Origin of the sequence: Streptomyces sp. NPDC002790 (genome assembly GCF_040295505.1) — a bacterium.
Taxonomy (GTDB): domain Bacteria; phylum Actinomycetota; class Actinomycetes; order Streptomycetales; family Streptomycetaceae; genus Streptomyces.
The window spans coordinates 1-22,594 of sequence record NZ_JBEOVM010000104.1 but is presented as its reverse complement, the minus strand read 5'-3'; the positions used below and the strand labels follow the sequence as shown (position 1 = coordinate 22,594).

General features: G+C 69.2%; 18 protein-coding genes. 10 read left to right on the top strand and 8 right to left on the bottom strand.

Annotated elements, in window-relative coordinates; all coding sequences use genetic code 11:
* Positions 1 to 362 precede the first annotated feature (362 nt).
* Entirely contained in the window at positions 363 to 1,754 is a 1,392-nt protein-coding gene (locus ABT004_RS29945) for a cation:dicarboxylate symporter family transporter (protein WP_351342889.1), read from the bottom strand.
* A 150-nt stretch (positions 1,755 to 1,904) separates the two neighbouring features.
* On the opposite strand from ABT004_RS29945, the gene ABT004_RS29940 reads away from it, so the two are divergent.
* Both ABT004_RS29940 and ABT004_RS29935 read left to right on the top strand, forming a co-directional pair.
* Positions 1,905 to 3,722: a sensor histidine kinase gene (locus ABT004_RS29940; RefSeq protein WP_351342888.1), complete on the top strand. Its 1,818-nt coding sequence runs from the start codon at positions 1,905 to 1,907 to the stop codon at positions 3,720 to 3,722.
* Entirely contained in the window at positions 3,715 to 4,395 is a 681-nt protein-coding gene (locus tag ABT004_RS29935; RefSeq protein WP_351342886.1) for a response regulator, read from the top strand. Before ABT004_RS29940 ends, ABT004_RS29935 begins: the two co-directional genes overlap by 8 nt.
* 35 nt (positions 4,396 to 4,430) lie before the next feature.
* On the opposite strand, the gene ABT004_RS29930 is transcribed toward ABT004_RS29935, so the two are convergent.
* Positions 4,431 to 5,474 (bottom strand): YncE family protein, encoded by a 1,044-nt coding sequence (locus tag ABT004_RS29930; RefSeq protein WP_351342885.1) that lies wholly within the window; start codon positions 5,472 to 5,474, stop codon positions 4,431 to 4,433.
* 171 nt (positions 5,475 to 5,645) lie between these two features.
* Here ABT004_RS29930 and ABT004_RS29925 point away from each other — a divergent pair, with 171 nt between their 5' ends.
* The 4 genes from ABT004_RS29925 (at position 5,646) to ABT004_RS29910 (ending at position 9,493) form a co-directional block, all read left to right on the top strand.
* Positions 5,646 to 7,019, top strand: coding sequence for an ABC transporter substrate-binding protein (locus tag ABT004_RS29925; RefSeq protein WP_351342883.1), 1,374 nt, complete (start codon positions 5,646 to 5,648; stop codon positions 7,017 to 7,019).
* Positions 7,020 to 7,114: 95 nt separating this feature from the next.
* Positions 7,115 to 7,921, top strand: coding sequence for a carbohydrate ABC transporter permease (locus tag ABT004_RS29920; protein ID WP_351342895.1), 807 nt, complete (start codon positions 7,115 to 7,117; stop codon positions 7,919 to 7,921).
* Entirely contained in the window at positions 7,922 to 8,746 is an 825-nt protein-coding gene (locus ABT004_RS29915) for a carbohydrate ABC transporter permease (protein ID WP_351342881.1), read from the top strand. It begins immediately after the preceding gene.
* A 60-nt stretch (positions 8,747 to 8,806) separates the two neighbouring features.
* Positions 8,807 to 9,493: a helix-turn-helix domain-containing protein gene (locus ABT004_RS29910; protein ID WP_351342893.1), complete on the top strand. Its 687-nt coding sequence runs from the start codon at positions 8,807 to 8,809 to the stop codon at positions 9,491 to 9,493.
* 19 nt (positions 9,494 to 9,512) lie between these two features.
* Here the strand turns inward: ABT004_RS29910 and ABT004_RS29905 are convergent, their stop codons facing one another.
* Positions 9,513 to 10,538: a 6-phosphofructokinase gene (locus tag ABT004_RS29905; protein ID WP_351342879.1), complete on the bottom strand. Its 1,026-nt coding sequence runs from the start codon at positions 10,536 to 10,538 to the stop codon at positions 9,513 to 9,515.
* 327 nt (positions 10,539 to 10,865) lie between these two features.
* Here ABT004_RS29905 and pta point away from each other — a divergent pair, with 327 nt between their 5' ends.
* The 3 genes from pta (at position 10,866) to pyk (ending at position 15,666) form a co-directional block, all read left to right on the top strand.
* A complete protein-coding gene (pta, locus tag ABT004_RS29900) occupies positions 10,866 to 12,947 on the top strand; it encodes a phosphate acetyltransferase (RefSeq protein ID WP_351342877.1) in 2,082 nt (693 codons plus the stop codon).
* 5 nt (positions 12,948 to 12,952) lie between these two features.
* Positions 12,953 to 14,161 carry an acetate kinase gene (locus tag ABT004_RS29895; protein ID WP_351342891.1) on the top strand — a complete coding sequence of 403 codons (1,209 nt, stop codon included), beginning with the start codon at positions 12,953 to 12,955 and terminating at the stop codon, positions 14,159 to 14,161.
* 74 nt (positions 14,162 to 14,235) lie between these two features.
* A complete protein-coding gene (gene pyk, locus ABT004_RS29890; protein WP_351342876.1) occupies positions 14,236 to 15,666 on the top strand; it encodes a pyruvate kinase in 1,431 nt (476 codons plus the stop codon).
* Positions 15,667 to 15,775: 109 nt separating this feature from the next.
* Here pyk and ABT004_RS29885 read toward each other — a convergent pair whose 3' ends face one another.
* The 4 genes from ABT004_RS29885 to ABT004_RS29870 all read right to left on the bottom strand — a co-directional run bounded on the left by ABT004_RS29885 (position 15,776) and on the right by ABT004_RS29870 (position 20,010).
* Positions 15,776 to 17,053, bottom strand: coding sequence for a hypothetical protein (locus ABT004_RS29885; protein WP_351342874.1), 1,278 nt, complete (start codon positions 17,051 to 17,053; stop codon positions 15,776 to 15,778).
* Positions 17,043 to 17,609 (bottom strand): DUF6114 domain-containing protein, encoded by a 567-nt coding sequence (locus tag ABT004_RS29880; RefSeq protein ID WP_351342872.1) that lies wholly within the window; start codon positions 17,607 to 17,609, stop codon positions 17,043 to 17,045. The genes ABT004_RS29885 and ABT004_RS29880 overlap by 11 nt, the downstream gene beginning before the upstream one ends.
* A gap of 156 nt (positions 17,610 to 17,765) precedes the next feature.
* Positions 17,766 to 18,383, bottom strand: coding sequence for a DUF6230 family protein (locus ABT004_RS29875; RefSeq protein WP_351342870.1), 618 nt, complete (start codon positions 18,381 to 18,383; stop codon positions 17,766 to 17,768).
* Between the two features lie 652 nt (positions 18,384 to 19,035).
* A complete protein-coding gene (locus ABT004_RS29870) occupies positions 19,036 to 20,010 on the bottom strand; it encodes a tetratricopeptide repeat protein (RefSeq protein ID WP_351342868.1) in 975 nt (324 codons plus the stop codon).
* 325 nt (positions 20,011 to 20,335) lie between these two features.
* Here ABT004_RS29870 and ABT004_RS29865 point away from each other — a divergent pair, with 325 nt between their 5' ends.
* Entirely contained in the window at positions 20,336 to 20,974 is a 639-nt protein-coding gene (locus ABT004_RS29865; RefSeq protein WP_351342867.1) for a TetR/AcrR family transcriptional regulator, read from the top strand.
* Positions 20,975 to 20,996: 22 nt separating this feature from the next.
* On the opposite strand, the gene ABT004_RS29860 is transcribed toward ABT004_RS29865, so the two are convergent.
* Positions 20,997 to 22,085, bottom strand: a complete 1,089-nt coding sequence (locus ABT004_RS29860; RefSeq protein ID WP_351342865.1) for an alpha/beta fold hydrolase — start codon at positions 22,083 to 22,085, stop codon at positions 20,997 to 20,999.
* Positions 22,086 to 22,594: the final 509 nt, after the last annotated feature.

Sequence of the window (22,594 nt, the reverse complement as noted above, 5' to 3'; positions counted from 1 at the left end):
CGTTTCACCGGCCGATTTCCCTCGGTCCCGCTTCGCTTTCCGGCCTTTCGGCTTTCCGGCGAGTCCGACTCTATCAGATCCTTTCGGGCCTGATTCCCAGTCAGAGGGGCTTGTCTTCCCGGCTGTTGGGCCGTTCCGACGTTCCAAACTTTAGCGGATTCCCGGCCCCCGAGCTAATCGGGGGTTCAGAATTGAATTCGGGCACGCCGAATAGAATCCCGGTCCGGGAGATCGTGCAGGTGGTTGGGGTGCCGCCCTGTGGGCAACTCGAAGGACTCTACGCCACCTGCCCCCACGGCACAAAAGCGGGGCCCGGCACGACGCATCGCACCGGGCCCCGCCCCTACGGAGACGCTGAGGGGTCAGGCTCCGACCGGCTCCTTCGCCCCGCCGTCGCGCGGCGTCGGAACGTCCGAGTCGGAGTCCGAGTCGGAGGTGCCGGAGTCGAGGAGCGTGCGCTCGTCGAAGGGCAGCTCGCCGGCGAGGACCCGCTTCACGCGGTCCCGGTCGACCTCTCCGGTCCACGTACCGATGAGCAACGTAGCCACCGCGTTGCCCGCGAAGTTGGTGAGGGCGCGGGCCTCGCTCATGAAGCGGTCGATGCCGATGATCAGGCCGACGCCGTCGACCAGGCCCGGCTTGTGGGACTGGAGGCCCGAGGCGAGGACGGCGATGCCGGAGCCGGAGACGCCCGCCGCGCCCTTCGACGCGATCATCATGAAGAGGAGCAGACCGATCTGCTCGCCGACGGACATCGTCTGGTCCAGAGCGTCCGAGATGAAGATGGACGCCATGGTCAGGTAGATCATGGTGCCGTCGAGGTTGAAGGAGTATCCGGTCGGGACGGTGATGCCGACGACCGGGCGGCTCACGCCCAGGTGCTCCATCTTCGCGATCAGACGCGGCAGGGCCGACTCCGACGAGGACGTCGAGAGGATCAGGAGGAACTCCCGGCCCAGGTACTTCAGCAGCATGAAGATGTTGAAGCCCGTCGCCAGGCGCATGATCGTGGCGAGCACGATGCCGACGAACAGGGCGCAGGTGACGTAGAAGCCGACCATGATCGTGGCGAGGGCCTTGAGGGCGTCGACGCCCGTTTCGCCGATGACCGCGGCCATCGCGCCGAAGGCGCCGACCGGGGCGGCCCACATGATCATGCCGAGGACCCGGAAGACGAGCTTCTGGATGTGCTCGACGCCGCGCAGGACGGGCTCGCCGGAGCGGCCCATGGCCTGGAGGGCGAAGCCGACGAGCAGTGCGACGAGCAGGGTCTGGAGGACCGAGTCGCCGGTGAAGGCGGAGACCATCGTCGTCGGGATGATGCCGAGGATGAAGTCGACGGGGCCCTCGTTGGCTTCTTCGGCCGCGGTGTGTCCTGCACCCTTCACCGCCTCGGTGAGGTGCATGCCGTCGCCGGGGTGCAGCAGGTTGCCGACGAGCAGGCCGATGGCGAGGGCCACGACCGACATCACCATGAAGTAGCCGAGGGCGAGGCCGCCGACCTTGCCGATCTTCGCGGCCTTCCGGACGGAGCCGACGCCGAGGACGATCGTGCAGAAGATGATGGGCGAGATCATCATCTTGATGAGGTTCACGAAGCCCGTGCCGATGGGCTTGAGCTCCTTGGCGAAGTCGGGCGCCGCGAAGCCGACTGCGATACCGAGCAGCACGGCCACGATCACGGCGATGTAGAGATAGTGAGTGCGGTCCCGCTTCGCGGGCGGGGCGGGCTTCGCGGTGTCGGTCTCGGCCACGGTTCCTCCTGAACGACGGCTTCGGCGTATCAGTCCCAGTCCGTGCGGCTCACGTCCTGCGAATCTTGGCGACTATCTCTCCCCCCGGTGAGGACCGTCACCCTTCCGTTCATTTAGTTCGTGCTTATACGAAGAGGCAGACTGTTGCGCATGCGTCTTCCCCGTCCCCGCAGCCTGGCGGGCCAGCTCTTCGCGATGCAGGTCGTGCTGGTGGCCGTCGTGGTGGCGGGGTGTGCGCTCTTCACGTATGTCAGTGACCGGGGGCAGGCGGAGGACAGCGCGCGGCGTCAGGCCACGGCCACGGCGCGGGCCGTCGCCGACGCGCGGTCCGTGCGCGAGGCGGCCTCCGGCGCCGCGGATCCGACGGGGCTGTTGCAGCCGTACGCGCGTGAGGTGCAGCGGCACACCGGCGTCGACTTCGTGACGATCATGGATCCGGACGGGATCCGCTGGACGCATCCCGACGAGCGGCAGATCGGGGAGCGCTACCTCGGGCACATCGGGCCGGCCTTGAAGGGGCACACGTTCTCGGAGACGTACACGGGGACGCTCGGGTCCTCGGTGCGGGTGGTCACGCCCGTGTACGACGAGGGGCGGCACCGGATCATCGGGCTGGTCAGCGCCGGGATCACGGTCGATGTCATCACCGCTCAGGCGCGGGGGCAGGTGCTCGCCGTCGCGGGGGTCGCGCTTGCCGCGCTGGTGCTCGGCGGTATTGGTACGTACGTCATAAACGCCCGTCTACGTCGGCACACGCACGGGATGAACGCGGGCGAGCTGAGCCGGATGCACGCGTATCACCAGGCCTCGCTGCATGCCGTGCGCGAGGGGCTCGTGATGCTGGACGGGCAGCGGCGGGTCGCGCTCATCAACGACGGGGCGCGGGTGCTGCTCGGCGTCGAGGAAGGGGACGACGTCGTCGGGCGGTCCGTCGCCGGGCTCGGGCTGCCGGCGCCGTTGACGGGTGCGCTGCTCGCCGCCGAGCCGCGGGTCGACGAGGTGCATCTGACGCTCGACCGTGTCGTCGTCGTCAATACGTCTCCGGTGGCGAGCGGTGACCGGCGCGGCACGGTCGTCACGCTCAGGGACCACACCGAACTCCAGGCGGTGATGGGCGAGTTGGACTCCGAGCGGGGGTTCACGCGGGCGCTCAGGTCGCAGGCGCACGAGGCGGCGAACCGCTTGCACACGGTTGTCTCGCTGATCGAGCTGGAGCGGGCGGACGAGGCGGTGGAGTTCGCGACCGCCGAGTTGGAGCTGGCGCAGGCGTTGACCGATCAGGTCGTGGGGGCGGTGCACGAGCCGGTGCTGGCGGCGCTGCTTCTGGGGAAGGCGGCGCAGGCCAATGAGCACGGTGTGGAGCTGGTGGTGTCGGCCGACACCAGGATCGACGACGGGCTGCTGCCGCAGGTGCTGCCCGCGCGGGACCTGGTCACCGTGCTGGGGAACCTTGTCGACAATGCGGTCGACGCGGCGCAGGGGTCGTCCGGGGCGCGAGTCACGGTGACCGCGCGGACCGATGACGATGTCCTGTTGTTGCGGGTCTCGGATACGGGGCCGGGGGTCGATCCGGAGCATGTCGACTCCGTCTTCGAGCGGGGGTGGTCGACGAAGGCGATGCCCTCCGGGACGGGTGGGCGGGGGTTGGGCCTTGCGCTTGTGCGGCAGGCGTTGGCCCGGTGTGGTGGGGTGTTGGACCTTGAGCGGTCGGCGGTGGGCGGCGCGGAGTTCACGGTGCGGGTGCCCATGGCCGATCAAGCCCCTGCGGCGGCTGAGCCAAATCAAGCCCCTGCGGCGATTGAGGCGCGGGGTCCGGGGCGGAGCCCCGAGTCCTCGGCCCCGGACGGGGTTACGGCCACGGGGCTCTGCCCCGGACCCCGCGCCTCAATCGCCGGCGGGGCTGATAGTGGCGAGGCCGATAGTGCAGACTCCGCCAGAAGATCCGCAGGAAGAGGAACCCATGAGTGACGCCGACCGCACCATCCGGGTCCTCGTCGTCGAAGACGACCCCGTGGCTGCGGACGCGCACGCGTTGTACGTCGGGCGGGTTCCCGGGTTCACGGCCGTGGGGAAGGTGCACTCGGCGGCGCAGGCCAGGCGGTTCCTGGACCGCAACCCCGTGGACCTGCTGCTGCTCGACCTGCACCTGCCGGACGGCCACGGGCTCTCGCTCGCCCGCTCGCTGCGCGCGGCCGGGCATCAGGCGGATGTCGTCGCGGTCACGTCGGCGCGGGATCTCGCGGTGGTCAGGGAGGGGGTGTCGCTCGGGGTCGTGCAGTACGTGCTGAAGCCGTTCACGTTCGCGACGCTGCGGGACCGTCTCGTGCGCTACGCCGAGTACCGCGCGACGACCGGTGAGGCGTCCGGACAGGACGAGGTCGACCGGGCGATCGCCACCCTGCGCTCGCCGGCCCCCGCCGCGCTGCCCAAGGGGCTGAGCGCGCCCACCCTCGAACGCGTCACGCGCACGCTGCGGGAGGCGCCCGAGGGTCTGACGGCGGCGGCCGCCGCGGAGACGGTGGGTATCTCGCGGATCACGGCCCGCCGCTACCTGGAGCACCTGGTCGACTCCGGGCGGGCCGTGCGCAGCCCGCAGTACGGGCAGGTGGGCCGCCCGGAGCTCGTCTACACCTGGAAGTAGCCGACCAGGGACCAGACAACAAGGGGCCAGGAGACTCAGCGGACGCGGAAGCGCGTCAGGGTGTCCTCGCCCGCCGGGCCCGTGCCGGACTTGTCCACGACGTACGCCGTGCCGCGCGCGACCTCGACGTGGTTCGGGTTGGCGCCCGTGCTCACCGTTTTGACGACGGAGCCCTTGCGCGGGTCGACGACGGTGGCGGTCGCGTCGGTGCGGTTGACGGCGACGAGCTTGCCGGACCGGTCGTCGCTCGCCACGGACAGCGTGCCCTCGCCCGTCGGGACGGACTTGGTGACCAGGCCCTTGTTCAGGTCGACGACGGAGACGGTGCCCGCGACGTTGTCGGCGGTGTAGGCGGTGCGGCCGTTCTTCGAGAGGGCCACGGAGATCGGGCCGTCGCCGGCCGGGATGAGCCGCGGCTTCGTGGACTTCCGCGCGACCTCGATCAGCTGGTCGTTGGTGAGGTCGGCGGCGTAGACCGTGCCGTTGCGCTCGTTGACGGTGAGGCCGGTCGGGCCCGCGCCCTCGACGGTGACGCGCTTCTTCTCGGTGAACGTACGGCTGTCGAAGCCGACGACGCTGCCGTCGCCGAAGCCGCTCGCCCACACGGTGTCGTGCTTCTCGTCCACGACGATCTCGCGGGCGTGGTTGACGTTCGGCAGCGTGGCGAGGTGGGAGCCGTCGCGCTGGCTGTAGACGGCGACCGAGTTGTCACGGGTGTTGGTGACCCACACGGTGTTGTGCTCGTCGTCGACCGCGATGCCGTAGACCGCCTCGACGGCGCCGGTGGCCGCGTCGGTGACCGGCGGCGTGTACGTCGCCTCGACCTTGAGCGTGACCGGGTCGAGCTTGGTGAGCGCGGACGTGGTCACCGGAGGGCGGCCCACCGCCGACGTGGTCCACAGGGCGTGGTTCCGCTCCGAGTACGCCGACTGGTAGAGCCCTTTGGTGACAGGAACCGAGGCGGATGCGGTGGCGCCGGTGTCGGCGTTCGCGGCGGCCGCCGGGGCGAGCGTGGCGCCCGCGATGAGGGCCACGGCGACGGCGGCGGAACGGCGGATGCTGGGAGTGATTCGAGGCATGCTGCGTCAATCTCCTTTGCGGATGGGGGCGTTGCGACGCCACCCGAAGACTAACTTAGCTTAGGCTTACCTAACTTGCACCACCCATTGACCCTGATCCCCGCCGCTCATACCTTCACGGCAGCCCCGCGAGGCAACGAAGCCCGCGATGCTCCGTAGGAGGTCGTGCCCGTGCGCCCCACCGCCCCGATCCTCACCGCCACCGCCCTGCTGGCCGCCGCGACGCTCACCGCCTGCGGCGGCGGCTCCGGAAGCGACTCGGACACCGTCAAGGTGTCCTTCAAGCAGTCCATGGACAACAAGGTCAAGGTCATGGACGACTACCTCGCCGCGATGAAGAAGCAGTTCGAGAAGGCGCATCCCGGCAAGAAGGTGGAGTTCGTCCCGATCAAGGCGCCGGACGCCGAGTACTACACCAAGCTCCAGCAGATGCTCCGCTCGCCGAGGACGGCCCCGGACCTCGTCTACGAGGACACCTTCCTCATCAACTCCGACATCGCCAGCGGATATCTGAAGCCGCTCGACTCCTACCTGGGCAAGTGGTCGGACTGGGGCCAGTTCATCGACACGGCGAAGACGGCGGCCAAGGCGCGGGACGGGAAGACATACGGCGTCCCGGACGGCACCGACACCCGCGGCCTCTGGTACGACAAGGCGATCCTCGCGAAAGCCGGCATCAAGACTCCCTGGCAGCCGAAGAACTGGAACGAGGTCCTGGACGCCGCCCGCACCATCAAGCAGAAGGTCCCCGGCGTCACCCCGCTGAACGTCTACACCGGAAAGCCGGCCGGCGAGGCGTCGACGATGCAGGGCTTCCAGATGCTCCTCTACGGGACCGGGACCGGCGCAGGGACCGCGGACCCGCTCTACGACAAGGCCACGGGCAAGTGGGTCACGGGCTCGAAGGCCTTCGAGGACAGCCTGAATTTCGTGCGGACGGTCTTCAAGGAGAAGCTCGGCCCCGACGTCTCCGACGCCCTCGACCCGAACTTCCCCACCCAGGTGCGCGGCGAGCTGATGCCCGAGGGCAGGCTCGGCATCAACCTCGACGGCTCCTGGCTGCCGCAGGACTGGATCAAGGGCAGCGGGCACGAGTGGCCCGAGTGGTCGCAGAAGCTCGGCCTCGCCCACATGCCGACGCAGGAGGGCCAGGCGCCCGGCAAGGTCTCCATGTCCGGCGGCTGGACCTGGGCGGTCCCGGCCAAGGCGGCCAATCCCGACCTCGCCTTCGACTTCATCAAGACGATGCAGACCAAGGAGAACGCGAAGCGCTGGTACATCGCCAACTCCGGTATCGCCGTGCGCAAGGACGTGGCCGCCGACCCCGCGTACGTGAAGGCGCAGCCCGGCATCAAGTTCTTCACGGATCTGGTGGCGAGCACCCACTACCGGCCGGCCTACCCCGCGTACCCGAAGGTCTCGACGGCGATCCAGGAGGCGATGGAGTCGGTGACGACCGGTGATGCCTCGGTCGACAAGGCGGCGTCGACGTACGACGATCAAGTGAGGACGGCGACGGACGGGAAGGTCGTCAAGAAGCCTTGAGTGGGAGGGAGTTGGGAGAAGCGAGTGGCACCGTGACCCGTACCCGTCGCAGCACGACCCTCCGGCTCGTGCCGATCGCCCCGGCGACCGTCCTCATGGCCCTCTTCCTCGCGGGCCCGATCGCGTACTGCGCCTATATCGCCTTCACCGACCTGCAGTTGACCGGGCAGGCGAAGTCGTCCTTCGTCGGCTTCGACAATTTCACGGCGTCGTTCAGGGACGACGCGTTCCTGAACGCCGTCCGGCTGACGCTGGTCTTCACGTTCCTGTCGTCGATCGTCGGCCAGAACACGCTGGGGCTCGCGCTCGCGGCGCTGATGCAGCGGGCGTCGAAGCCGGTCAGGACGGTCACCGGGGCGGTCGTGGTGACGGCGTGGGTGCTGCCGGAGGTCGTCGCCGGGTTTCTGCTGTACGCGTTCTTCCGCCGCGAGGGCACTCTCAACGCGATCCTCGACTGGCTCCAACTGCCGCGCCAGAACTGGCTGTTCACGCTGCCGATCCTGGCCGTGTCGTTCGCGAACATGTGGCGCGGCACCGCCTTCTCGATGCTGGTGTACTCGGCGGCGCTCCGCGAGATCCCCACGGAGGTCACCGAGTCCGCCGAGGTGGACGGGGCGAACGCCTGGCAGCGGCTGTGGCACATCACGCTGCCGATGATCCGCCGCTCCATCGGCACGAACCTGATGCTGAACACGCTTCAGACGCTGTCGGTCTTCGGCCTGATCTGGGTGATGACCCGTGGCGGGCCCGGCAATCACAGCCAGACCCTGCCCCTGTTCATGTACGAACAGGCCTTCCAGAAGAGCATGATCGGCTACGGCACCGCGGTGGCGCTGCTGCTGCTCGTCGTCGGCTCCCTGTTCTCGCTGGTGTACATGCGGCTGCTGCGCGCGGAGGACTGAGTGAGGACCCGGATCCGTAGACGACTCTCGGCGGACGCGGCGCTGATCCTCGTCGCGCTCGCCTTCTCGCTGCCGCTCGCCTGGGTCGTCCTGTCGTCGGTCGACGCGGACGCGAATCTGCGGGTGAAGTGGCCATCGGAGCTGACGTTCGGCAATTTCGACGACGTCCTCAAACCCGACATCACCTTCACGCCGCTGCTCAACTCGCTGATCCTGTGCGGCAGCGCGACGGCCCTCACCGTTGCCTGCGCCGCGCTCGCCGCGTATCCGCTCTCCCGTTACCGCTCACGCCTGAACAACCCGTTCCTCACGACGACGCTGTTCGCGACCTGCCTGCCGATCACGGCGGTGATGGTCCCGGTGTACGCGCTGTTCGTGCAGGTGAACCTGATCGACACGATGGCGGGCACGATCTACTTCTTCGCCGCGTCCCAACTCCCGTTCGCCGTATGGCTGATGAAGAACTTCATGGACGGTGTGCCGAAGGAGCTGGAGGAGGCGGCCTGGACGGACGGCGCGAACACGTTCCAAGGGCTCGTGCGGATCGTGCTGCCGCTGATGGGGCCCGGGGTCGCCGTCGTCACCGTGTACTCGTTCGCGATGATGTGGGGGAACTTCTTCGTCCCGTTCATGCTGCTGCTCTCCCCCGACCAGATGCCGGCCTCGGTCAGCATCAACGACTTCTTCGGCAACCGGGGCACCGTCGTGTACGGGCAGCTCGCCGCGTTCTCGATCATCTACTCGACGCCCGTGGTGCTGCTGTACGTCCTGGTGTCGCGGCGCTTCGGCGGCGGTTTCGCGCTGAGCGGTGCGGTGAAGGGTTGAGCGCGGACTGTAGCCAAACGCCGTGTGACCCCCTACTTTGTGGCCGTGCAGCACGAGGCCATGCCCAACCAGCCGACACCACCTTTCAACGCCCCCGCCGCCCGGCGCCTGCGCGAAGCGCTCGGGATGGCGCCGGGGCACGTCGCGTACGGCATGCGTGCCTCGTACGGGCTCGCGCACATCACGCCGGACGTCATCATCGCGTGGGAGCGGGGCGACGCGGCGCCGACGTCCGGTGAACTGACCGCGCTCGCGGGGGCCCTGTGGTGCTCGCTGAGCGAACTCATCGGCGTGCCGCGGACCTTGCGCGAGCACCGGCTCGCGCTGGGGCTCGCCCCGGAGGACGTGGCCCGCTCAGTCGGCCTGGAGATCCACTCGTATCTGCGGATGGAGGAGACGGGCGACTGGCAGGGCAACGACCGGCAGTCGGCGGCGCTCGCCGAGACGCTGCGGCTCAGCCCGCGCGCGCTCGCGACGGTGACCGGGCGTGACACGCACCTCGCGGAGCTGCTGCGGGGCGCGGCGCGGACGCGCTGGCAGGGGTCCGTGCGGCCGATCGCCCGGCTCGTGCCGGTGCAGCGCCGCGAGCTGGAGGACGTACTGCACGAGATGCACCTGGAGTACCAGGCGCTGATGGCCGCCACGCTGAGCTGGGGCGGTGGGATGTCGCCGAGGTCCGGGGACGCGGGGCGGCTGTTCCTGGAGCGGATCCTGGACGAGTTCTGGTCCAGGATCCGTCATCCGTAGCCCCCGCAGGACCGGCCGTCTAGAAGACCGACTCCGCCTCGTCCATCCGGTCCTTCGGGACCGTCTTGAGCTCGGTGACCGCCTCGGCGAGCGGCACCATCGCGATGTCGGTGCCGTACAGCGCCGTCATCTTGCCGAACTCGCCGCGGTGCACGGCCTCCATGGCGTGCCAGCCGAACCGGGTCGCGAGCACGCGGTCGTACGCGGTGGGGGTGCCGCCGCGCTGCACGTGGCCGAGGATGACCGGGCGGGCCTCCTTGCCGAGGCGGCGCTCCAGCTCGTAGGCGAGGGCGGTGCCGATGCCCTGGAAGCGCTCGTGGCCGAACTGGTCGATCTCGCCGGTGCCGTAGTCCATGGTCCCGGGGGCGGGGTGGGCGCCCTCGGCGACGCAGATGACGGCGAACTTCTTGCCCCGGGAGAACCGCTCCTCGACCATCTTGACCAGGTCGGACGGGTCGAAGGGCCGCTCGGGCAGGCAGATGCCGTGGGCGCCGCCCGCCATCCCGGACTCCAGGGCGATCCAGCCCGCGTGCCGGCCCATGACCTCGACGACCATGACGCGCTGGTGGGACTCGGCGGTCGTCTTGAGCCGGTCGATCGCCTCGGTGGCGACGCCGACTGCGGTGTCGAAGCCGAAGGTGCGGTCGGTGGAGGAGATGTCGTTGTCGATCGTCTTCGGTACGCCGACGACCGGCAGGCCCGCGTCGGAGAGCATGCGCGCCGCCGTCAGCGTGCCCTCACCGCCGATCGGGATGAGGGCGTCGAAACCGATCTCCTCGGCGAGCTGCTTGGCGTTCTCGCAGGCCGCCCTGAACTTGTCGCGCTCCAGGCGGGAGGAGCCGAGAATGGTGCCGCCGCGGGCGAGGATGCCGCTGACCGCGTTCAGATCGAGGGGTCGGTACCGGCCGTCGAGCAGCCCCGCGTAGCCGTCCTCGAAACCGAGCACCTCGTCGCCGTAGTGCGTGACGGCTCGGTGCACGACCGACCGGATCACGGCGTTCAGTCCAGGGCAGTCGCCGCCTGCGGTGAGAACTCCGATGCGCATCGTGCTGTGTCTCCTGCTCGCTGCTGGTACGTCTGTGAGCGATGCCGATTGTTCCACGCTCTTGGAGGCGATGCGCTCCCGCTCGGCTGTGCAGGGAGCTTCGGCAGGGGTTCCATGGGCACTTGGACCCATGGGAAAAGGCCTTCTGTCCGGCGGGCGACCTAACCACCGCCGGAGGTATTGTCAAGAGGGCACGGCTTCCATTGCGCGCCTTTTTTTGACCCGAAAGAGGCCGAATCAATCCGGAAACGCCGGGTTGGAACACGTAGGACTACGAACGCGTGGGACCACGAACGCGTAGGACCACGAGGGAAACGGAGAACACGCGTGACGCGCAGCGTGTACGTGACCGGGATCGATCGCGGAGACGGCCGGCAGGTCGTGGAGCTGGGGGTCATGGAGCTGCTGACCCGCCAGGTCGACCGGGTGGGGGTCTTCCGGCCGCTGGTCCACGACGGCCCCGACCGGCTATTCGACCTGCTGCGATCCCGGTATCGGCTGTCGCAGGACCCGGCGACGGTGTACGGGCTCGACTACCACGAGGCCTCCGCGATCCAGGCCGAGCAGGGCACGGACGAGCTGGTCTCGCGCCTGGTCGACCGGTTCCACCACGTCGCCCGCGAATTCGACGTCGTGCTCGTGCTCGGCACCGACTTCGCCGACACCCAGCTCCCGGACGAGCTGGCGCTCAACGCCCGCCTCGCCAACGAGTTCGGCGCCTCCGTGATCCCGGTCGTCGGCGGCAAGAAGCAGACGGGCGAATCGGTACGCGCCGAGGCCCGCAACGCCTACCGCGCCTATGACGGCCTGGGCTGCGACGTCCTCGCGATGGTCGTCAACCGCGTGGCGCCGGCGGACCGGGCCGACGTGCACGAGCAGCTCGCGGGGCGGCTGCCGGTCACCTGTTACGTGCTGCCCGACGAGCCCGCGCTCGCCGCGCCGACCGTCGCCCAGATCACCCACGCGCTGGGCGGCAAGGTGCTGCTCGGCGACGATTCGGGGCTCGCGCGCGACGCCCTCGACTTCGTCTTCGGCGGCGCCATGCTGCCGAACTTCCTCAACGCCCTGACGCCCGGCTGCATGGTCGTCACGCCCGGCGACCGCGCGGACCTGGTCGTCGGCGCGCTCGCCGCGCACAGTGCGGGCACGCCGCCGATCGCGGGCGTCATCCTGACCCTGAACGAGCAGCCTGGCGAGGCGATCCTCAAGCTCGCCGAGCGACTCGCGCCCGGCACCCCGGTGATCGCGGTGGCCGGCGGCTCCTTCCCCACGGCGGCCGAACTCTTCGCCATGGAAGGCAAGTTGAACGCCGCGACGCCGCGCAAGGCGGAGACCGCCCTCGGCCTCTTCGAGCGGTGCGTCGACACGGCGGGCCTGCTGAAGACCATCCAGGCGCCGTCCTCCGACCGCCTCACGCCGATGATGTTCGAGCACAAGCTCCTGGAGCGGGCCCGCTCGGACAAGCGCCGCGTCGTGCTGCCCGAGGGCACCGAGGAACGCGTGCTGCGCGCCGCCGACGTACTCCTGCGCCGCGGCGTCTGCGATCTGACGCTGCTCGGCCCGGTCGAGCAGATCCGCAAGAAGGCCGCCGACCTCGGCGTCGACCTCGCCGACAGCGACATCATCGACCCGCAGACCTCGGCGCTGCGGGAACGCTTCGCCGACGCGTACGCGGCGCTGCGCGCCCACAAGGGCGTCACCCCGGAGCTGGCCCACGACGTGGTCGCCGACGTGAACTACTTCGGCACGCTGATGGTCCAGGAGGGGCTCGCCGACGGCATGGTGTCGGGGTCCGTGCACTCCACGGCCGCCACGATCCGGCCCGCGTTCGAGATCATCAAGACCAAGCCGGACGCCGCGATCGTCTCCTCGGTCTTCTTCATGTGCCTGGCCGACAAGGTCCTCGTCTACGGCGACTGCGCCGTGAACCCGGATCCGAACGCCCAGCAGCTCGCGGACATCGCCACGCAGTCCGCCGGTACCGCCGGCCGGTTCGGCGTCGAGCCGCGGATCGCGATGCTGTCGTACTCCACCGGCACCTCGGGCTCGGGCGCCGACGTCGACAAGGTGCGGGAGGCCACGGAGATCGTCAAGGCGGCCCGGCCCGACCTGAAGATCGAGGGGCCGATCCAGTACGACGCAGCGGTCGAGCCCACCGTCGCGGCCACCAAGCTGCCCGATTCCGAGGTCGCGGGCCAGGCCAGCGTGCTGATCTTCCCCGACCTCAACACCGGCAACAACACGTACAAGGCGGTGCAGCGTTCGGCCGGCGCGATCGCCGTGGGGCCGGTCCTGCAGGGCCTGCGCAAGCCGGTCAACGACCTGTCCCGCGGCGCGCTCGTGCAGGACATCGTCAACACGGTCGTCATCACGGCGATCCAGGCCCAGACCCCCACCGAAAAGGCATGACACCCGTGGCAGCGACCCGCATCCTCGTCCTCAACTCCGGCTCCTCGTCGGTGAAGTACCAGCTCCTCGACATGCGTGACAACGCGCGCCTGGCCCTGGGCCTGGTCGAGCGGATCGGTGAGGAGACCTCCCGCCTGAAGCACACCCCGGCCGGCGGCGACTCACGCGAGCGGAACCGGCCGATCGCCGACCACAAGGTCGCGCTCGAACTGGTCGCCGAGGAACTGGCACAGGACGGGCTCGGCCTCGACTCCCCCGAGCTGGCCGCGATCGGCCACCGCGTGGTGCACGGCGGCAAGCTGTTCACGCAGCCGACCGTCATCGACGACGCGGTGCTCAAGGAGGTGGAGCGGCTCATCCCGGTGGCGCCGCTGCACAACCCGGCGAACCTGACCGGCATCCGCACCGCCCAGACGCTCCGCCCCGACCTGCCGCAGGTCGCCGTCTTCGACACGGCGTTCCACACGACGATGCCGGAGTCGGCCGCCCGCTACGCGATCGACGTGAAGACCGCCGACGAGCACCGCGTGCGCCGCTACGGCTTCCACGGCACCTCGCACGCGTACGTGTCCCGCAAGACGGCCGAACTGCTCGGCAAGCGGCCACAGGACGTCAACGTCATCGTGCTGCACCTGGGCAACGGCGCCTCGGCCTCCGCGGTCCGCGGTGGGCAGTGCGTGGAGACGTCGATGGGACTCACGCCGCTCGAAGGGCTCGTGATGGGCACGCGTTCGGGAGATGTCGACCCGGCCGTCATCTTCCATCTGATGCGCGTTGCCAAGATGTCGGCGGACGAGATCGACAATCTGCTCAACAAGAAGTCCGGCCTGATCGGACTGTGCGGGGACAACGACATGCGGGAGATCCGCCGCCGCGTCGACGAGGGCGACCAGGAGGCGCGGCTCGCGTTCGACATCTACGTGCACCGCCTGAAGAAGTACATCGGCTCGTACTACGCGGTACTCGGCCGGGTGGACGCGGTCGTGTTCACGGCCGGGGTCGGCGAGAACGCGGCGCCGGTGCGCGAGGCTGCGGTCGCGGGCCTGGAGGAGCTGGGCCTCGCGGTCGACGGAGAGCTCAATTCCGTACGTTCCGACGAACCGCGGCTCATCTCCCCCGAATACGCCCGCGTGGCCGTGGCCGTGGTGCCGACCGACGAGGAGCTGGAGATCGCGCAGCAGACCTACGCGCTGGTCCGAAGCCGCAACGACTGAGCACACCTCCGCCCATTTGTAGATTCCACCAGACGGAATATTCCGTAGCGAAACAAACCGATAGGATCGCCCCCATGCGCCGTTCCAAAATCGTCTGCACACTGGGCCCCGCCGTCGACTCCGAAGAGCAGCTCGTCTCGCTGATCGAGGCCGGCATGAACGTGGCCCGATTCAACTTCAGCCACGGCACCCACGCCGAGCACCAGGGTCGCTACGACCGTGTTCGCGCCGCCGCCAAGAAGACGGGCCGCGCCGTGGGTGTGCTCGCCGACCTCCAGGGCCCGAAGATCCGCCTGGAGACCTTCGCCGAGGGCCCCGTCGAGCTGGTGCGCGGTGACGAGTTCACCATCACCACCGAGGACGTGGCCGGGGACAAGTCGATCTGCGGCACGACCTACAAGGGTCTGCCCGGCGACGTCTCCAAGGGCGACCAGGTCCTGATCAACGACGGCAACGTCGAGCTGCGCGTCGTCGAGGTCGAAGGACCGCGCGTGAAGACCATCGTCGTCGAGGGCGGTGTCATCTCCGACCACAAGGGCATCAACCTGCCCGGCGCGGCGGTGAACGTCCCGGCCCTGTCCGAGAAGGACATCGAGGACCTGCGCTTCGCCCTGAAGATGGGCTGCGACATGGTCGCCCTGTCCTTCGTGCGCGACGCGAACGACGTCAAGGACGTCCACAAGATCATGGACGAGGAGGGGCGCCGCGTCCCCGTCGGCGCCAAGGTCGAGAAGCCGCAGGCCGTCGCCAACATGGAGGGCGTCGTCGCGGCCTTCGACTGGATCATGGTCGCGCGTGGTGACCTGGCCGTCGAGTACCCGCTCGAGAAGGTCCCGATGGTGCAGAAGCGCCTCGTGGAGATGTGCCGCCGCAACGCCAAGCCGGTGATCGTCGCGACCCAGATGATGGAGTCGATGATCACCAACTCGCGCCCCACGCGCGCCGAGGCCTCCGACGTCGCGAACGCGATCCTGGACGGTGCCGACGCGGTCATGCTGTCCGCCGAGTCCTCGGTCGGCGCGTACCCGATCGAGACCGTCAAGACGATGTCGAAGATCGTCGTCGCGGCCGAGGAGGAACTGCTCTCCAAGGGCCTGCAGCCGCTCGTGCCCGGCAAGAAGCCGCGTACGCAGGGTGGTTCGGTGGCCCGCGCCGCGTGCGAGATCGCGGACTTCCTGGACGGCAAGGCCCTGGTCGCCTTCACCAAGTCCGGTGACACGGCCCGCCGGCTCTCCCGCTACCGCGCGGCCCAGCCGATCCTGGCGTTCACCACGGACGAGGAGACCCGCAACCAGCTCTCGCTGAGCTGGGGCGTCGAGTCGCACGTCGTGCCGCACGTGGACAACACCGACGGCATGGTCGAGCTGGTCGACGCCGAGCTCGTGAGGCTCAACCGCTTCAACGACGGCGACACCGTGGTCATGACGGCCGGTTCGCCCCCCGGCGTCCCCGGCACCACCAACATGGTCCGGGTGCACCACCTCGGCGGAGAGCAGCGCGACTGACCCGCCGCATTCGCCCGCGCGCACGGCCTTGAGCGCATGACAAAGGGCGCCCCCTTGAGGGGGGCGCCCTTTGTCGTACGCGGCTCCCGGACGGACCTTGGGACTACGGTCAGCTGTCCTCGACCGTGGTGTGCAGACCGGGCACGTGCAGGGTCCCGCCGAACTGTGCGGCCTGCGTGACCTTGACGTTCGTGAAGAACAGGGTCGGCAGGTTGATCGGCGGCGGGTTCTTGGCGTTGAACGTCAGCGGAATGAGCCCGAGCAGATTGCCCGAGAGCTCCTCCGTGTACATCGTCGTCTGCCCGTCGCGGATGGTGGACGTGGAGCCCTTGTCCGACCGGATGTGGAAGAACTTCCCGTTCGGGCCCGGGGCGATCTGGTGCAGATCACCGATGTCCGTGCCCTTGGAGATGATGTACTTCATGACGCGCTTGGTCGACCCGTCGGCCATCCGGACGTCCACCAGGCCCTTGTAGTCCGCGCCCTTGAGCAGGAGCGAACTGGCCTGCAGCTTCCACGACTTGTCCGGAAGCTGGGCCGGGGTGTCCTCGTCGGCGCCGGACGCGTCCGTGGCCACCGGGCAGTTCTCCGGCACATCGCCGGAGCCCTTCGGGTCGCCCACGTTCTTGGTCGCGTCCTTGGCCGCGTCCTCCACCTTGTCGGTCGTGTCCTTGACCTTGTCGGTGGTGTCCTTGACCGTGTCGCCGAGCTTGTCGGTGGTGTCCTTGACCGACCCGGTCGTGTCCTTGACCGTGTCGCCCGCCTTGTCGGTGGTGTCACCGAGCAGGCCGCCAGAGGATTCCGACGCCGACGGCGAAGGAGTCGCGCTCTCCGACTCCTTGTCGTCGGGCGTGAACGCCTTCTTCAGGGCGTCGCCGACGCCCAGCGGGTCCAGGGGGTTCTTGGTCTCCGAAGCCGAGGGCGACGGCGTGGCCGCGTCCTTGTCGTCGGAGGCGTCTGAGCCCTTGGAGGACTCGGATGCGGACGGCGAAGGAGTCGGGGTCGCCTTCTCCTTCTTCTCCTCGGCGCTGTCCTTGGAGGCGGAGGGGGACGGCGTCGGGGTCGGCTTCGTCGACTCCTTGGCCTTGTCCTTCGCCTCGTCGGACCCATCGTCCTTGTTGGCATCGACGGCGTCGGCGCACGCCTTGTAGTCGTCCACCGAGAACTTCGTCGGGTTGTCCTTGGCCGACGCGAGCGTCGGCGTCAGTCCAAGCCCCATGAGCACGGCCGTGGGCATGGCCGCGATCGCCACCGCCTTGCCCGCGGGCATGTGCATCTTGGTGAAGAGATGCTTCTTTGGTGCCGCATGCCGCCGCGCCGCATGCCGCGGCCCGGTTCTCGCACGGGGCTCCGCGGAGCCCTCGTGGTGCACCTCATCAGCCGGCACGGTGCCTCCCGTTCGTCCCGTTGTTCGGGCTCGTCCCTGACACGTCGTCGTTCACGCCCGCGACCTGATAGGTGGCTCCCGCAACCGGCGGCACGACCGGCGCCTCGTCCGGGGAGGACGTGGCGCGGTCACCGCCCTTCCCTGCCGAATCGTCCTGCCGCTCGGCCGGCGCCCAGGCGATGCCGAGGCCACCGCCGACGAGGGAGAGCAGGAAACCGATGACGAAGCCGCCGAAGTTCGAAACCACGAGGGAGACCAGGGCGAGAAGAATCGCCGCGACACCCGCGAACACACGGGAGTGCGGCTGGAACCACATCGTCAGGCCGAGCACGACCAGCAAGATGCCGATGATGAGCGAACCGGCACCGGCCGTGGTCGCCATCTTGATCGTCATATTGCCGATCGCGAGGTTCGCGTACGGGAAGTACATGATCGGGAGGCCGCCGAGGATTGACAGCAGGCCGCCCCAGAACGGGCGCTGACCGCGCCACCCTCGGAACGATTGGCGCATCTGACCAAGCTTGGAGCCCAGTCCTTCGTGCGCTTCGGCGCTCATGTCGTACAGCTCCTCGGGAAAGGCGTTGATCTGTGGTGATGGTGGCTGTCCGGAAACGGGCACGGGGACGACCTCACGTCACTGCGAGTGCCCCCGCGCCCGGCCGTTCAGCACATCAAGTGCCAAGACCCCGGCCCGTACACGGGCCCTGTGGGCCTAGTAGCACTCGTGCTTGCCCTTCTGGACCTTCATCTTGAGGCCGGAGAGCTTGAAGGTGCCGGCCGTGGTGGCCCACGCACGCTGCTCGACGTTCTCGAAGTGAACCGAGTCGGCCTGCTGGGCGAACGCGTTGGGGTCGGCCTTGTCGCCCTGGTGGATACCGGGGCCCTTCTTGGCGTCACCCGCCGCCACACCGATGTCGATGTTCTTGAAGGTCGCGTCGGCCTTCAGGTCATCGGCGTCGATGTAGAGGGTCTTGGCCTCGACCGGGGCGCTCTTGTCCGCACCGGCCGACAGCTTCATCGAGACATCGCCGAAGACCGGGACGGGGACAACCACCGACTGGCAGAGGTTGTTGATCGTCGCGGACTTCATGCCGACCACGGCGACCGGGTGGTTACCCGTCTTGCCGGAGTCGACGGCTCCGTACTGGACGAAACCCTTGCCGTCGAGAGAGTCCGCCGCCACCTTGAACGACTGACCCGACACACTGAACGATGCCGCGAGCGCACCCTGGGACAGGGCCACGCCTATCGCGGCAGTAGCCGCGACGCTCGGCACCATGACTACGGCGAACCGCTTCCATCTGGTTCCGCCACGAATCATGGAATTCATGACTTTTCCTCCTTCTCGGACGTACATCTCCGGCCCTGACAGCCACTTGGGGCGGCTCAGCCGGGCAGGGATGGGAGAAGTGCTACGTCCTCGGGAAGGAGAGCGCCCGCATCGGGAGTGCTTGGTCTGTGTCTTTGTCCGCACCCTGATCACCGGCGATCACCCCCGAGCGACAACCACTGGTCGCACCTGAGCCTTCACGCGCAACCTGCCGGACAGGCCCAGCCGAACGGCTGAGACCCCCCTGTCCAAGACCGCCGGCGCTCCCGTTGGTTCGCCGTCGACCACCCGGTGGGGACCCAAAAACCCCGCCGCGCGATTGGCTGTCGGACGGTGGGGAGAGGACCGAGCGTGCCCGATCGTGGTGCATTCGCGGCGCAGACACAAGGGGGTTCGTTACTCACGGGTAACGGACGGATAACCGAACACCGACGGAGCGGCACCGAACAACAACTCAGGGTACGGTCGGGCGAGTTGCCATACGGGTTGAATACGGGATGGAACCGGACAGAAGATCGGGTCCGACTTACTCCAAGTAACAGCGGCCGCGATTGCCAAGTTTTGGCAAAACGCGGCCGCTGTGCGCCCCTGTAGACAGAATTTTCACTCCGGCATCACAAGCCGCAGCGTTTAACAACTGGTCACTGACGACTCAGAAGAGAACTCGGGCCAGAGCCGTACGCGCAGTCGTGACGCGCGGATCGTCGGCGCCCACGACCTCGAACAGTTCGAGCAGTCGCACACGCGCCGCGTCGCGGTCCTCGCCTGCCGTACGCCCCACCGTCTCGACGAGCCGCCCGAAGGAGTCCTCGACATGACCGCCGACCAGGTCCAGGTCGGCCGCCGCGATCTGCGCCGGCACATCGGCGGGCTTCTCCGCGGCGTCCTTGCGGACCTGCTGCGGGTCGAGCCCCTGCACGCGCTGGAGGAGCTGCGCCTGACCGAGGCCGAGCTTGGCCTCAGAGTTGCCCGGGTCGTCGGACAGCACGTTCTTGTAGGCCTGCACGGCGCCGTCGAAGTCGCCGGCGTCCAGGGCCTGCACGGCCGCTTCGAGAAGGGCGTCGTAGGGGCCCGCAGGGGGCTCCTCCTCCTCGACCGGGGCCCGGCCCTCCGCTTCCGGGTCGACCGCGATGCCGGTGAGCCCGAAGCGCTCCTCGGCGACCTGGATCAACTGGTCGAGGGTGCCGCGGATCTGCTCCTCGGGGGCGGCCCCCTGGAAGAGCGGCAGGGCCTGGCCCGCGACAACGGCGAAGACGGCCGGGATCCCCTGGACCCCGAACTGCTGCATCAGCATCTGGTTGGCGTCGACGTCGACCTTGGCGAGGACGAAGCGGCCGCTGTACTCGGCGGCGAGCCGCTCGAGCAGCGGGCTCAGCTGCTTGCAGGGCTCGCACCACTCGGCCCAGAAGTCGATGACGACGGGCACCTCGGCGGAGCGCTGCAGTACGGCGCTCTCGAAGTCCGCCTCACCGACGTCGATGACCAGGCTCGAAGGCGGCACGGCGCCGCCCCCGCCCGTGCGGGCCTGCTCGGCGCGCGCCTGCTCCGCCTTCGCCTTGGCCTCCTGGGCCGCCTTCACCGCGGCGAGGTCGACGACTCCGCTCATGGACATGTTCCGTGGCTGCATGCGTACAGTCTCCCCCTTCCGCGGACGGTTGTGGGCCGGGTCCTGCCCCGTGCACTTCCCGCCGGAATGCGAGACGCATCTGGAGGCACGGGACGGACTCGGCCTGGTGTGCTTTCGGCACCGGGTCCCCACCCGGCGCCTTGTGGTTGCCGCTCGTCCGGGCCGCCCCGGGGTGCAGATCCGAGACTCTCGTACGAGATCGAGCTTTCGCTACGCCTCGTAGCGTAACTGCCATGGCCGGAGCACGGAAACAGGGATCCGGCGAACACCCGGTGATCTGCCTCACGCGATCTTTCGGCCGTACCCGCCGGTATGGTCGACGACCATGCAGAGCCGCACGCCGTCCCCCACTCCCCCCAACGTTCGGACAGGGCGTCCGCGTTCCGCCGCGGCGGACGAGGCGATTCTCGAGGCGACCCGGGCAGCGCTCGTGGAGCTCGGCTGGTCGAAGCTGACGCTCGGCGACGTGGCCACGCGCGCGGGTGTCGCGAAGACGACGCTGTACCGCCGCTGGCCGGGCAAGAGCGAGCTCGTCGTGGACGCGGTCGCGGTCCTCTTCGACGAGCTCGAACTGCCCGACCGGGGTTCGCTCGCCGCCGATGTCGAGGGCGTGGTGCGGCAGTTCGCGGCGATCCTGGGCCGGCCGGAGACGAAGACGGCGCTGATGGCCGTGGTCGCCGAGTCGACCCGCGACGCCCCGCTGCGGGACCGGATCCGTACGTCGATCGTCGACCGCCAGAAGCGGCTCGTACTGGAGGGCCGGGCGCGGGCCGAGCGCCGCGGCGAACTCCCGTCGGCCCCCGACCCGGCCGCCGCCGCGGCCATGGCGGATCTCATCTTCGACGTGGCGGCGGGGGCGGTCGTGCACCGCACCCTGGTGAGCGCGGAGCCGGCCGACGCGCAGTGGGTGCGGCGGTTCACGGCCCTCCTGCTGGGAGGGCTCGCGGCCGCCGCGACCGACTAGCGGGTGCTGCTACGGGTGGGCCCTACTTGTTCCAGGCGCAACTGCCCAGCGTGGCGCGCTTCTTGGTGACCAGGGCGTCCGCCTCGCCCGCCGGCAGCGCGCGCGTCCGCTTGCCGTGGCAGACGACCGTGCGGTCGGAGCGGCCCGCCAGGTCGACCAGGATCTGGTCCCAGTGGCGGTACTGGACGTCGTGCCCGGAGTCGGCGTACGTACGGGTCTTCACGGGCGCCGTGTCGGGAAGGTTGTCGCGCCAGGCCTTGAGCGTGCTCGCGGGCACGGTCGTGTCCTTGTCGCCGTGGTAGAGGAACACCGGCGCTTTCAGCTTGGACAGGTCGGGTCCCGGACGGTCGCAGTAAAGCCGCTGCTCGTGCACCTGCGGCGCCGGATCGGCCTGCTGGCCGCGCTGGTTGTAGGTGCGCGCGCCCTCCTCGTACGCGGTGTCCGCGAAGCCGGGGATGGACTTGACCGGGCTGTCGTCGGGGAAGGCCCACCACTTGCGCGGGTCCTTGATCTCGTCCTTGACGGCGGCCGCCATCTGGTCGTCCGTCAGATCGCAGGAAGCGGACTTCTCGCCGTACGGGGGCAGGGCGGCGCCGAGGTGCAGGGCGCTGATCCGCTGCGGGGCCTTCGCGGCGATCTCGGCGGCGTACGGGCCGCCGCCGGATATCGCGATCACCTTGAACTTCTTCACGCCGAGCTTGTCGAGGACTTCGAGGGCGTCCTTGGCGTAGTCGGCCTTGCCGAGCTTCGGGTCGTAGTCGGTGTCGCCGAACCCGTTGCGCTCGACCGTGATCATGCGGAGGTCCAGGTTCTCTCTGGTGGTGCGCATGAAGTCGGTCATGTGGACGGCGCGGGCGCTGGTGCCGGTGCCGCCGATGTAGAGCACGGGGGTGCCGTCGGCCGGGCCGGAGTCCGTGTAGTGCGCGGTGCGGCCCGAGGACAGGTCGGCGGCGCGGACGTCCGCGCCGAGGGAGTCGAACGAGTTCTGCACCTTCGGCTCGGCGGGTGGGCTCGCGCTCACCGCGCCCGCGCCGAGGGCGATCCCGCCGAGGAGGGTGAGGGTGGCGAGGCCGACGGTGGTTGTGGTGCGGTTGGGCGCGGGCAGTGGCACGGTGACTCCTGGGTATGCACGGACACTTGACGCGTCCGCGCCTACCCCGGGGTGACCTGGTGACACCTGTCATCACCCCTCCGCACCTCAAGCGCCGACGGGCCTCAAAAGATCGGGGCTCCGCCCCGTACCCCGCTGCTCAATCGCCGCAGGGGCTTAATTTTTGCCCACCCGCCGCAGGGGCACGCGATGGCTGCCGCCCCAGGGGCGCGATTTTGTCCGGCTTCCCGCGGGCGGCGGCCGTGCCCCCCGCTCATCTCCCACCCACCTGCCCCCTCCGGGGCGTCGGCCTCGCGGGGTGCCACAACCGCCTTGGGTATCCGCCGCCGGAACGGCTCCCCGCCCGCGACGACGCGCCGCCACCGCCTTGGGTAATCTGCCACCGGTAGCCGGCTCACCCGCCCGCGACGGCGGGCCGTCGCCGCCTTGGGCAATCTGCCGCCTTGGGCGGCAGGGTGGGCAAGGCGGCGCCACGGTGCCGCGCAACGAGGACGGCGGGCGTCGGCCAC